Consider the following 12,063-nt stretch of genomic DNA (forward strand, 5'->3'; position numbering starts at 1 on the left):
AGCGGGCACCCTTGAGACATGCAGACCGCGCCGATAATCGTCCATGCGCTCTCGCCCACGGGCGGACGCAGAGTGACCGCCCGCGGTCAGATCCTCGGCCTCGCGCACTCGGACGCGGACGTGATCGAGTTCCTGCGCCGGGCCGGACTGCCGGACGCCGAGATGCTCCTGGACGACCCCGCCTGGGTGAAGTGGCGCGGCGGCCGGGCCCACCACTACGAAGCCGCCTAGCGCGCCCGCGGGCCGCGCTCAGGCGGGGTGCGCCTCGCGCCAGGCGGCCATCGACAGGTTCCACTCCGCACCGTCGAGCGCGGTGAGCGAGGCCGGGAACAGGCCGTCCTCCTCCTTGGCGATGTGCCGGTGCAGCTCGGCCACGGCCTCGACGAGAGTGCGTACGTCGTCGGGGTCCGACAGGTCGAGGGCGGGCAACAGCGCCGCCAGTTCGCGGTGTTCGCTCTCCAGGTCCGCGATGTAGTCCGCGTACTCGGGGTCCTCGCGCATCACCGTGAACAGGCCGTTCTCCTCGCCCCGCCAGTGCGCCTCCAGCTCACGGGCCATGACGTCCACGAGCGTGCGCGCGCGGTCGACGTCCCCCCGCTCCAGGGCGCGCACCGCGTCTCCGGCCGCGTCGGTGACGCGCTCGTGCTCGGCGATGAACTCTTTGATCAGCGGGATGTCACGGCAACCGCAGTAATGGCACATGAAGGTGTTGTAGGCCAGATCCCGGCCCCCGCGCGGACCGCCACGCCCCTGTAGGCTGCCCGCTCGCCGGGACGGGACGAGGGGGAGCGGTCATTCGCGCCATCAGGGGAATCAGACACAGGGCAGTGGTGGCGGTCGCGTTGGCCGTCGTCGTCACGGCTGCGGGGTGCGGCACGGACTCCGGTTCCCCCGGCCCCCGGAGCACGGGATCCGCCGGCAAGGACGACCGGCCGAAGACCCCCGCGTCCGCCCTCACCTGGGAGTTCGAGCACATCGCCGACTTCAGCGGAAAGCTCGGTGACATCGCTGTCCTGGCCGAGGACGACATCTGGGCGGTCGGCAGCGAGAACAGCGGCGCGTCAGACGCCCACCTGCTGCACTACGACGGTACGCGGTGGAAGCGCGAGCCCCTCCCCGAGGCCCTCGGCGACAGCACCTACCCGCCCCGGCTCGAAGACGTCGGCGGCAAAGCGCTGTGGCTGCGGCCCTACACCCCCGACGACGCCAACGCCGCACGCCGCTGGGCCACTTGGGACGGCACCCGCTGGTCCGCCCTCGCCGACCCGCCGCCGGGCGACGTCGGGGAGCTGGACGCGGCGGGCCCGGACGACATCTGGGCCCTGGGCGGTGAGCGGACCGCCCTGCACTGGGACGGCACCCGCTGGACCACGACCCGGCTGCCGCAACTCGCGTCCGACCTCGCCGTGGTGGGCCCCGACGACGTCTGGGCGGTCGGCAGCCGCTCCACCGGGCCCGGCACCGGCCTCAAGGGCTCCGAGAGCGGGTACGACCAGCCCGCGTCGATGCACTGGGACGGCACGTCCTGGACGGCGGTGGACACGCCGCAGGCCCGCTTCGAGGAGCCGCTGCCGCCCGAACCCGCCGCGGGGCTCAACCAGGTCGTCGCCCTCGACGGCGGAGAGGTACGGGCGTACGGCATCGACTCCTTCAACCACGGCGAGGTCGAGAACGAACCCGCCGAACAGCTCATCCGCCTGCGCCGGGACGGCGGGCGGTGGGTCGAGCAGAAGGACGCGCCCGGCGGATGCGCAGCGCGCACCCCCGTGGGCCAGGACGACCAGGGCCTGTTCCTCGACGGCAACTGGTACCTGACCGACGACGCCCGGTGCGTGAAGATCAAGCGCCATCGCCTGCCCCTGTCGACCGGGGCCCGCAAGGAGTCCCACCAGTCGCTGTGGCTGGAGGAGATCCACCGGGTGCCGGGCACCGACGCATGGCTGGGCGCCGGACACGTCCAGGTCAACCAGTCGGGGGACCCCTTCGGCGCGCCCGTCGTCGTGCGCCTGAAGCGAGGCGGCTGACTGAGCTCGGGGCGTGCAGCATGCCGCCGGGGGCGGCCGCCTCGCCGGCGGGGCTACGCCTCGGCGCCGTACGTCCCGTACCGGGGCAGGCCCCTCGTTTCGTAGACGTGGATCGCCAGTCCACCCGGAGTCGTCTCGTTGCTCAGGAGCCGCAGGCCCGCGGGCGCGCCGCCGTCCGGGAACAGGCGGCGGCCGGCGCCCACGACGACCGGCGCGATCGCGAGGCGCAGCTCGTCCACCAGACCGGCGGCCAGCAGGGACTGGCCCAGCCGGCCGCTGCCGTGGATCTGGAGCTCGCGGCCGGGCTGCCGCTTCACCTCGGCGACCTGGGCGGGGATGTCGCCGGACAGGATGGTGGTCGGGTCCCACGCGGCCGTGGTCAGGCTGTGGGAGGCGACGTACTTCGGCAGGCCGTTCAAGAGGGCGGCCGACGGGTGATCGGTCATCTTCGGCCAGTCCCGCGCGAAGTTCAGATACGTACGGCGGCCGAACAAGAACGCGTCCGCCCGGCCGAGCCAGACCCCGGCCAGCCGTTCGAACTCCGCGTCCAGATGCGGCACGAACCAGCCGCCGCGGGCAAAGCCGTCACTGGTGTCCTCGTCCGGCGCCCCCGGGCCCTGGTAGACCCCGTCGAGCGACAGGAACTCCTGCAGTACCAGCCTCATCGCACACCACTCTCCTGACCGGGGACGGCGGCCGTCCCCCTCACCTTCGAGACATCTCACCCTTCAGACGGCGCGCCGCACGAGGACTCATCGGTCCGGGCGCGGCCGATTCCATCGTCCCCGTGTCCGACACAGGCGGCAGGTTCTGGCGTGACCCGCGAAGATCCCGGGAGATGCGGCCGCCCCCGTTTGACCTGCGATGGCTGGATCGGAGCGGCTTGCTGCCTTACGTACGGTCCGTCCGGGAGTGGCGAAGCCGTGGGCGGGGCAGCGCTTCCCTCCTCAGGTCCACGGTCCATACTGGTCGGGCCCCGCCCACTCACAGAACGACTCCATGGCCAAGAAAAGCAGCTCATCGACCACCGTCCCCGCCACCGCTTGGCTGGGGCGCGGGCGCCACGCAGGGCCCGAGCCCGAGCAGGATGTCAGGCGCAACCTGATCGCCCTCAAGGCGGCCGGGGTGCTCGACGACTTCCTGGACCTCGACCCCGTCGAGGCGGCCCGCTCCACCGTCCTGCATCCGCGGGACGAGTCCGCCGACCCCGGCCCCTCGGCCCGCCGCCTCTTCGAGGCGCGCTGGCGCGTGGCCGACGACGTCACGGTCCGCGCGCAGCTGACCCTGTACGCGCCCGAGACCCGCCGCAAGGAGGGCGAGGGCGTCACCTGGGTCCTCGCCGCCGAGGCGGAGCGGGCGTGGGACGCGCACTGGCCTTCGCCGGCCCTCATGTTCTGGCCCGACAGCGACCGCGTCGCCTGGGACAACGACACGGCGGCGGACGTCCGTCTGCGGACGACGAACCACCTGCCCAAGGACGACGACGAGCTGCGCCGCCGGCTGCGGGACTGCACCCGCCAGAGCTGGTTCATCCATCTCGTGGTGCACGAGGCGATGACGCCCGACGCCATCGGGGAGCGGCCGCTCTCGGCGTTCCTGCCGCCGAGCCTGCGGCACCGGGTGATCGAGCACCGGGGCACGCCGGAGCAGGCCCAGATCGCCGACTTCGCCATGAAGCGCGAACTGAGCGTGCGGATGCCGCGCGGCGGCGCGGTGATCCTGCCCACGGACCCGCAGACGCCGGGGTACGACGCGGAGCGCTTCACGGTGCGCAGCGTCTTTTTGGACGGCACGGAACCGACCGAACTGCTCGACAGGATCAAGGAGTTCGCCGCGCTGCCGCGGCCGATGCCCGCCGAGGCCGAGCGGGCCCTGACCCGGCTGCGCCAGGGCTGGCACCTGCTCACCCCGGACGAGGAACTCACGCACGCCCAGGGCATGGTCACCAAGTACGCCGAGGCCCTTGAGGCCATGACCAACTCCCGTGACCTGTACCAGCAGGCGGCCGAGGCGGCGCAGGCCGCACTGGCCGAGGTCACCGGCGGCGACGGCGTGCCCAGGCCGTCCACACCCGGGCACGTGAAGGCGGACGGCTCACCGCTGAGCGCCCTGACCAAGGCGTTCGGCCGCTTCCGCGACCCGAACAAGTAGGCCGCCCCGACGTCCCCGCCTTCCGGGGCGGGGCGCCGGTCGGGCATCGCGTGACCGTCCTGGGCAGGCCCGTACTGTCATGGGGTGGTGCGGGAGGCGGCGGTGGAGTAGCGGCGGGCCAAGTGGGCGAAGGCGTCCTTGAGTTCGGCCGGGCCGACGACCTCGATGTCGGCGTCGAATCTGCCGATGTCGGCGGCCAGGCCGGGCCATGACCACGAGCCCAGGACGAGTCGGCAGCGGTCCGGGCCCAGCTCCTCGACGATGCCCTCCCTGGTGTAGCGGGAGACCGCCGCGGCGGGCAGGTCGAGGATCACCTCACCGCGGCAGGGCCAGTCGCCCGAGCCGTCGAACCCCCGGAACCTGCCGGCGATGAACGAAGCCACGTCGCCGCCCGGCAGCTCGCGCGGGGTGAAGCGGGGCCCCGTGGGGACGCGCGGGGTGATCCGGTCCGCGCGGAAGGTGCGCCAGTCCGCGCGGTCGAGGTCCCAGGCGACGAGATACCAGCGTGTGCCCCAGGTGACGAGGTGGTGCGGCTCCGCCCGGCGCGGCGGCGGATCGGTGCGGTCGGCGACGGCGGCCTCCGGCGCGGAGACGGGGGCGTAGTCGAAGCGCAGTACTTCGCGGGCGTGCACGGCGGCACTGAGCGCCATGAGCACCTCGCCGGTGACCTGCGGGCCGGTCACCGCGGACGGCCGCTGGACGGCGGTGACCTGGAGCGTGTCGATGCGGTGCCGCAGCCGGGCGGGCATGACTTGCCGGACGGTGGTCAGCGCACGCGCCGCGGCCTCCGCGATGCCGGCGCCGCTGGTGGTGGCGACCTGGAGCGCGACGGCCAGGGCGATGGCCTGCTCGTCGTCGAACAGCAGGGGAGGCAGTTCCGCGCCCGCGTCCAGGCGGTAGCCCCCGTCCGGCCCCTTGAGCGCGATCACGGGATAGCCGAGTTCACGCAGCCGGTCGACGTCACGCCGTACCGTGCGGGGGCTGACCTCCAGCCGCTCGGCGAGCAGCGCTCCCGGCCAGTCCCGGCGTGCCTGGAGCAGGGAGAGCAGGGAGAGCAGTCGCCCGGAGGTTTTCGGCATGTCTTCATGGTGCCCCGAGAAGAGGCCACAACCTGACCGCTTCTCTTGCGAGAGTCGTCCCTGTCCGACGAGCAGCACGACCGAAAGGCGCGATCACCGTGACGACCAGGCCCACCACCTCGCCCACCTCGCCCACCTCGTCCGCATCGTCTGTGCCGTCCGCATCGGTTCGCGACGCCGAGCGCACCAGCCTGATCGCCGCCCTCGCCGCCGCCCGATCGGCCCTGACCGGCACCGTGTGGGGGCTCAGCGACGAGCAGGCCGCACAGTCGCCGACCGTGAGCACCCTGTGCCCGGGCGGCCTGATCAAGCACGTCGCGTCCATCGAGGACGGATGGCTGCGCTTCGCCGTCGACGGCCCCTCCGCGCTGCACTACGACCTGCCTGACGGTGTCACCTGGGAGGACCTTGCGGCCGGCACCGCCCGCGAGTTCCCGCAGTGGGCCATCGACCACCAGAACGGCTTCCGCATGCTGCCCGGCGAGACGGTGGCCGGGATCATCGCGCACTATGAGGAGGTCGCGGCCCGCAGCGAGGAGGTCATCCTCTCCGTACCCGACCTCTCCGCGACGCACCCCCTGCCGCAGGCCCCCTGGCACGAGCCGGGAGCCGTACGCAGCGTGCGCGAGGTATTGATCCACGTCATCGCCGAGACCGCGCAGCACGCGGGCCACGCGGACATCCTGCGCGAGACGATCGACGGCCGGACGGCGAGCTGAGCGGGCCCGGCGAGCGGAACCAGGAGGCTTCGATGACCGTTCTCGACCCCCGGGCGCTCAACCGCGCGACACTCGCCCGGCAGCTGCTCCTGGAGCGCTCCGACGTCCCCGTCCTGGACGCCGTCGCCCACCTCGGCGGTCTGCAGGCCCAGGAACCGCAGGAGCCGTTCTTCGGGCTCTGGTCGCGGCTGCGGGCCTTCGACCCGGCGGAACTCTCGGAGCATCTGGTCCGGCGGCGCGTGGTGCGCACCCACCTCATGCGCCGCACCGTGCACCTCGTGACCGCCGACGACGCCCTGGCCTGGCGCGCCCGCCACGACACGATGCTGCGCCAGCGGGTCATCGGGGTCTACCGCAGCGAACTCGCCGGGACGGACCTCGACGCGCTCGCGGCTGCGGGCCGGGCGGTCATGGCGGACGGTGAGCCGCGCTCGATGACGGGGCTCGCGCGGGCCGTCGCCGAGCGTTCACCCGCGCAGTGGTCCGGGCCGGGCCCACGGGCGCTGGGGGAGATGCTGATGGCCGTCGTCCCGCTGGTGCAGCTGCCGCCGCGCGGGGTGTGGCGCACGAAGGCGGGCGTGCGCAACGCCCCGCTGTCGGCCTGGCTGGGGCGCGAGGTCGACCCGCCGTCCCCGGACGGCTCCGATCCCGTGGGGCAGGCACTGCTGCGGCGCTATCTGGCCGCGTTCGGGCCCGCGGCGTCGGCCGACCTGCGGGCCTGGTGCGGTCTGGCCGGGCTGCCGGCCGCCGTCACCGCGCTGCGCGGGGAGCTGGTCACCTTCCGGGACGAACGGGGCCGGGAGCTGCTCGACCTCCCCGACGCGCCGCGCCCGGACGGCGACACTCCCGCTCCGGTGCGGTTCTTGCCGGCGTTCGACAACGCGATCCTCGGCTATCACGACCGCACCCGGATCATCGACGACGCCCATCGGGGGCTGTCGGTCGCCGGGGCCCGCGTGGTCCTGGTCGACGGCCGGGTCGCCGCGACGTGGACCGCCGATGCGGGCACGGTGACGGTCACCCCGCTGGGCCGCCTCTCGCGCGCCGACCGCGCCGCGGTCACGGAGGAGGGAGAGGCGCTGGCGGCGTTCCTGTCCGAGGGCGACGGCGCCGGCTTCGGCGTACGGATCGCCGCCTCCTGAGGCTGCCCCGGAGCGCGGGCTCCGGCCCGACCGGGGACGTGCCCACCGTCATGGTCATTTTTTGGTGCCCCAGTCACCGAAAAGTGCGTTCTTCCACGTCAGGAGGCCTTCTCCTAGGGTCTCCAGTGACCAGCGAAGACGCGTGACGAGGAGACGGACAGCATGGCCATCACTCTGGTGAATCCCGACGGACTGCCGCAGATCGACGCCTACCGGCAGGTGTCGGTGGCGACCGGATCGAAGCTGGTGTTCCTGGCCGGGCAGGTCTCCTGGGACGCCCAGGGGGTCACGGTCGGCGAAGGCGACCTCGCCGCCCAGGTCGAGCAGTGCTACCTCAACGTCGCCACCGCCCTGGCCGGGGTCGGCGCCTCCTTCGCCGACGTGGCCAAGCTGACCGTGTACGTCGTCGACTGGACCCCCGACAAAATGCCCCTCTTCGCAGAGGGAGTCGCACGGGCGGCCGCGACCCTGGGCGTCACACCGGTGCCCCCGGGTACGTTGGTGGGCGTCGCGGCTCTGGACGTTCCCGAACACCTGGTGGAAGTCGAAGCCGTCGCCGTCATCGACTGAGCGCAAGTGGGCCTCGCTTCGGGGCTGTTGCCGAAACGCCGTGGAGGAGAAGAGTTGTCGACGTCGTTTTGGCAGCACATGGAGAGCATGGCCGTACGCGCTCTGGCGGAGTTCCCCGGCGAGGTGACCGGCGAGATCTACGCGGTCACGTTCCGGATCGACAGCGTCGACCAGGACCCGCGCTTCCCGTACCTGGCGATCGGCTACAACACCGAGTCCGAGGCGGCCCGTCAACTGGCGGAGACGGGTGGGGCGGAGCCGTGGGAGGCCCGCTGGAGCTACGCCTACTTCCCGCCGTCGGGGCTTGAGGGCGTCCGCAGCATCGGCCACGACCCCGAGCGGGACGCGGTCGGCTCCGCACTGCACCGGGACGAGGCGGTGGCCCGACACCTCTGGTACGAGGACGCAGACGAGGCTGAGGATGACGGCCTTTCCGAGGAGGAGCAGGACGAGCGGGGCGAGGCGCTCGCGGAACGGTTCCGTGAGCTCTGCGTCGACCTGGCGCGCCACCTCCACACGAGCGGCCAACTCGTCGGCGCCCTCGGCCGGCCCCTGCCGGTGATCCTCTACGACATGTTCGACCCCGACGCGATGTTCGCCATGACCCGCGCCGCCAACCCGCCCGAGCTGATCACGGAGTTCCTGAGCGAGGACCCCGGTCGGGCCTAGCCGGCGGACGGCGGGCGGTGGTCAGGCTCCCGCGGAGCCCGCGGGCCGCAGCCAGAGGGCGGCGAGGGGGGGAAGGGTCACGGCGACGGACGTGGCGAAGCCGTTGACGGCGTGGGCCTCCTGGCGGCAGGGGGCGTCGTTCGCGACGCCGCTGCCGCCGTAGCGTGATGCGTCGGTGTTGAGGACCTCTTCCCAGGCCGCGCCCGCCTTGCCCGCCTCAGGCGGCACGCCGAGCCGGTAGGCGTGGCGGACCACCGGCGAGAAGTTGAAGACGGCCAGCAGCGGGCTGCCGTCGGCGGCGTGCCGGAGGAAGGCGAAGACATTGTCCTCGGCGGCGTCGGCGGTGATCCAGGTGAAGCCGGACGGGGAGGTGTCCTGCTCCCACAGGGGCGGTGTGGTGACGTAGCGGTGGTTCAGATCGGCCACCAGATGCCGGATCGCCCGGTGTTCCCGATGGGCCGGATGGTTCTCTTCGAGGACCCACCACTGCGGCCCCTCGGCCTCGGACCATTCGGCGCCCTGGGCGAACTCCTGGCCCATGAAGAGGAGTTGTTTGCCCGGGTGGGCCCACATGTAGGCCAGGTAGGCGCGGTGGTCGGCGCGCTGCTGCCACCAGTCGCCGGGCATCTTGGAGACCAGGGAGCGCTTGCCGTGCACGACCTCGTCGTGGGAGAGCGGCAGGACGTAGTTCTCGCTGTAGGCGTACACCATCGAGAACGTCATCTCGTCGTGGTGGAACTTGCGGTGCACCGGCTCGTGGGCGATGTAGGCCAAGGAGTCGTGCGACCAGCCCATGTTCCACTTCAGCCCGAACCCCAGCCCCCCGAGCCCGGCCGCCGCCGGCTGGTCCGTGGGCCGGGTGACGCCGTCCCAGGCGGTGGACTCCTCGGCGATGGTCACGACGCCGGGGCAGCGGCGGTAGACGGTGGCGTTCATCTCCTGGAGGAAGGCGACCGCGTCCAGGTTTTCCCGGCCCCCGTGGACGTTGGGTGACCAGGCTCCCTCCTCGCGGGAGTAGTCCAGGTAGAGCATGGAGGCGACGGCGTCGACGCGCAGGCCGTCGATGTGGAACTCCTCGCACCAGTAAGTGGCGTTGGCGACGAGGAAGTTGCGGACCTCCTTGCGCCCGTAGTCGAAGACGAGGGTGCCCCAGTCGGGGTGCTCGGCCTGCCGCCGGTCCTGCGGCTCGTAGAGGTGCGGGCCGTCGAACGCGGCCAGCGCCCACTCGTCGCGCGGGAAGTGACCGGGGACCCAGTCCAGGAGCACGCCGATCCCGGCCTGGTGCAGCGTGTCGATCAGGTACTTGAAGTCGTCGGGTGACCCGAAGCGGGCCGTGGGGGCGTAGAACCCCGTCACCTGGTAGCCCCAGGAGCCGCCGAAGGGATGCTCGGCGACCGGCATCAGCTCGACGTGCGTGAACCCCAACTTCCGCACGTATGAGGTGAGTTCCGTCGCCAGTTCCCGGTAGGTGGCTCCCGGGCGCCACGAGCCGAGGTGCACCTCGTACACGGACAGGGGAGCCGCGTGGACCGGCCGGTCGGCCCGGTGCTCCATCCATCGGGCGTCGCCCCACTCATGGTGGCTGCGCGTCACGACGGAAGCCGTCGCCGGCGGGATCTGCGTCCGGCGCGCCATCGGGTCCGCGCGCTGTGAGCGGGAACCGTCGCTCCGGGTGATCTCGAACTTGTACAGGGCCCCTTCGTCCAGGCCGGGCACGAACAGCTCCCACACGCCCGAGGAACCGAGGGACCGCATGGGCAGCGCGGTCCCGTCCCAGTGGCAGAAGTCGCCGCACACCCGCACACCGGCCGCGTTCGGGGCCCACACCGCGAAGCGGGTGCCCTGGACCCCTTGGTGGGTGACCACGTGCGCGCCGAGCACCGTCCAGAGTTCCTCGTGACGGCCCTCGGAGAGCAGGTGCAGATCCAGCTCGCCCAAGGTGGGCAGGAACTGATACGGATCCTCGACCTCCACGACGGCCTGGGGATAGTGCACCCGCAGCCGGTAGGGCACCGGATCCGCCACCGGGATGCCGCCCGAGAACAGGCCCTCTCCTTCGTCGTGCAGTTCCCACGTGACGCCGTCAAGGACGGCGGCCACCGCCCGCGCGCCCGGCCGCAGGCAGCGCAGATGGACGCCGTGCGGCACGGGATGCGCGCCCAGCACGGCGTGCGGGTCGTGATGGGTGCCCCCCAGCAGACGCCCGCGGTCGGCGGCGGCCAGTGGGGGCAGTGCGCACGCGCCGCGGACGGCCGTGGCGGCGGGGGACACGTCGGTGACGGCCATGTGGGCTGCTCCTCGAACCGGGGGCCCGGTTCCGTGGTGGGCGGTCGGTGCTGGGTGGTGGGCGGTCAGTCGTTGCGGGCGAGACGCGCGACGGCCCGCAGGGGGACGGTGATCCAGTCGGGGCGGTGCGTCGACTCGTACAGGACCTCGTAGATCGCCCGGTCCGCCTCGTGTGCGTGCAGCAGCACCGGGATGTCCTGCGGAGCGAAGAGGCCCGTCGCGCCGTACCCGTCGCAGAAGGCCGTGCGGCAGCGTGCGGCCCACTGCGGCCGCGCTTCCTTCTCGATGTGGGCGGCGTAGTCGAAGGAGCGGAGCATGCCCGCGATGTCGTGGAGCGGGGAGCGGTCGGCGCGCCGTTCGGCGAGGGGCTTGGCGGGCTCGCCCTCGAAGTCGACGACGTGCCACTGGCCTCCGGCCCGCAGCACCTGGCCCAGGTGGAGGTCGCCGTGGATGCGTTGCAGATGCGGGCCGCCGTCGGCCGCGGCCAGCTTGATGAAGACCTCGCGCAGACCCGGTACGTGTGAGCGCAGGGCCGGTACGGTGGCCGCCGCGTGCATCAGCCGGTGTGTCATCTGGTCGGCCAGGCGCGTGTGGTGATCTGCGGCGGGCGCGCCCACGGGGAACGATTCGGCAAGGGCCGCGTGCAACTCTCCGGTCACCCGCCCCAGTTCCCGGGCCTCGTCGGCGAAGTCCCCCTGGTCGAGCACCGATCGCAGGGCCAAGGCCCAGCCGTCCGTGGCCCCGGGCAGGAAGCGCTGCACCACGCCCAGCGTGCCCCAGAAGGGCTGGGTGGTGTGGAACCAGGCGACGGGCGCCGGTACGCGGGTGTACCCGTGCCGGGCCAGCACCCCGGGAATCTCCAGGTCGGGGTTGATGCCGGGCTGGACCCGGCGGAACAGCTTCAGGATGACTTCGTCGCCGTACACGATGGAGGTGTTCGACTGCTCGACGTCGAGGACGTGGGGCATGAGGCCCGCGGGGACCGCGGAGCGGGGGAACGACTCGAAGCGCAGCGCCCCCATGACGCCGCCGCGCCGTATCCGGTCGAGGAGCAGGATCGTGGCCCGCGGGTCGTACACCGCGTCGTAGACCAGCAGGTCCTGGCCGCGGGGGCCTTCCATCCTGCCCAGGAGGGAGCCGCCCAGGCGCGGGGGCAGATCGGGCACGGCGCCCAGGAGCAGTTGGTAGCAGGCGGAGTCGTGGGGCAGGCCGGTCTGCTCGACGCGTACCAGCAGGTGAAAGATGTCGGGGGTCAGCTCCGTCGCGGCGGTCACGGAGACGCCGGTGACGGTGCGTTCCCGATGGGCGAACCATCTTTGCCGTGGCAGCCAGCGGCTCAGCAGGGCCGCCAGCGTGGGGCTCGCGATGGGATGAGGCTCGGTGTCGTACGACAGCAGCAGAGGCGAAGACATGACGTCACGTC

The 12,063-nt window shown here is 72.4% G+C and carries 12 protein-coding genes; 7 read left to right on the forward strand and 5 right to left on the reverse strand.

Translation table 11 applies throughout. The annotated features are described in order from the left end of the window. Positions 1-18: 18 nt before the first annotated feature. Positions 19-231: a hypothetical protein gene (locus QBL25_RS39155; RefSeq protein WP_409061714.1), complete on the forward strand. Its 213-nt coding sequence runs from the start codon at positions 19-21 to the stop codon at positions 229-231. Positions 232-249: 18 nt separating this feature from the next. Here the strand turns inward: QBL25_RS39155 and QBL25_RS39160 are convergent, their stop codons facing one another. Beyond that, entirely contained in the window at positions 250-702 is a 453-nt protein-coding gene (locus QBL25_RS39160; protein WP_409061715.1) for a hemerythrin domain-containing protein, read from the reverse strand. 128 nt (positions 703-830) lie between these two features. Between QBL25_RS39160 and QBL25_RS39165 the strand changes: the two genes are divergently transcribed. Then, entirely contained in the window at positions 831-2,024 is a 1,194-nt protein-coding gene (locus QBL25_RS39165; RefSeq protein WP_409061716.1) for a hypothetical protein, read from the forward strand. Between the two features lie 53 nt (positions 2,025-2,077). Here the strand turns inward: QBL25_RS39165 and QBL25_RS39170 are convergent, their stop codons facing one another. After that, positions 2,078-2,689, reverse strand: coding sequence for a dihydrofolate reductase family protein (locus QBL25_RS39170; RefSeq protein WP_409061717.1), 612 nt, complete (start codon positions 2,687-2,689; stop codon positions 2,078-2,080). A gap of 334 nt (positions 2,690-3,023) precedes the next feature. Here QBL25_RS39170 and QBL25_RS39175 point away from each other — a divergent pair, with 334 nt between their 5' ends. After that, positions 3,024-4,175, forward strand: coding sequence for a hypothetical protein (locus tag QBL25_RS39175; RefSeq protein WP_409061718.1), 1,152 nt, complete (start codon positions 3,024-3,026; stop codon positions 4,173-4,175). A 77-nt stretch (positions 4,176-4,252) separates the two neighbouring features. Here the strand turns inward: QBL25_RS39175 and QBL25_RS39180 are convergent, their stop codons facing one another. Next, positions 4,253-5,254: a helix-turn-helix transcriptional regulator gene (locus QBL25_RS39180; RefSeq protein ID WP_409061719.1), complete on the reverse strand. Its 1,002-nt coding sequence runs from the start codon at positions 5,252-5,254 to the stop codon at positions 4,253-4,255. Positions 5,255-5,406: 152 nt separating this feature from the next. Between QBL25_RS39180 and QBL25_RS39185 the strand changes: the two genes are divergently transcribed. The 4 genes from QBL25_RS39185 to QBL25_RS39200 all read left to right on the forward strand — a co-directional run bounded on the left by QBL25_RS39185 (position 5,407) and on the right by QBL25_RS39200 (position 8,354). Next, positions 5,407-5,973, forward strand: a complete 567-nt coding sequence (locus QBL25_RS39185; RefSeq protein WP_409062938.1) for a DinB family protein — start codon at positions 5,407-5,409, stop codon at positions 5,971-5,973. A gap of 32 nt (positions 5,974-6,005) precedes the next feature. Next, a complete protein-coding gene (locus QBL25_RS39190; RefSeq protein WP_409061720.1) occupies positions 6,006-7,115 on the forward strand; it encodes a winged helix DNA-binding domain-containing protein in 1,110 nt (369 codons plus the stop codon). A 162-nt stretch (positions 7,116-7,277) separates the two neighbouring features. After that, the gene (locus QBL25_RS39195) at positions 7,278-7,685 is read left to right on the forward strand and encodes a RidA family protein (RefSeq protein WP_409061721.1); all 408 of its coding nucleotides are present in this window, start codon (positions 7,278-7,280) and stop codon (positions 7,683-7,685) included. Positions 7,686-7,739: 54 nt separating this feature from the next. Then, positions 7,740-8,354, forward strand: coding sequence for a hypothetical protein (locus tag QBL25_RS39200; protein WP_409061722.1), 615 nt, complete (start codon positions 7,740-7,742; stop codon positions 8,352-8,354). A 21-nt stretch (positions 8,355-8,375) separates the two neighbouring features. Here QBL25_RS39200 and glgB read toward each other — a convergent pair whose 3' ends face one another. Together glgB and QBL25_RS39210 are read right to left on the reverse strand one after the other, a co-directional pair. Next, a complete protein-coding gene (gene glgB / locus QBL25_RS39205) occupies positions 8,376-10,640 on the reverse strand; it encodes a 1,4-alpha-glucan branching protein GlgB (protein WP_409061723.1) in 2,265 nt (754 codons plus the stop codon). A gap of 65 nt (positions 10,641-10,705) precedes the next feature. Beyond that, the gene (locus QBL25_RS39210; protein WP_409061724.1) at positions 10,706-12,052 is read right to left on the reverse strand and encodes a maltokinase N-terminal cap-like domain-containing protein; all 1,347 of its coding nucleotides are present in this window, start codon (positions 12,050-12,052) and stop codon (positions 10,706-10,708) included. Between the last annotated feature and the right edge of the window lie 11 nt (positions 12,053-12,063).

This window comes from Streptomyces sp. SYP-A7185, from assembly GCF_046103685.1.
In the GTDB taxonomy this organism is placed as follows: domain Bacteria; phylum Actinomycetota; class Actinomycetes; order Streptomycetales; family Streptomycetaceae; genus Streptomyces.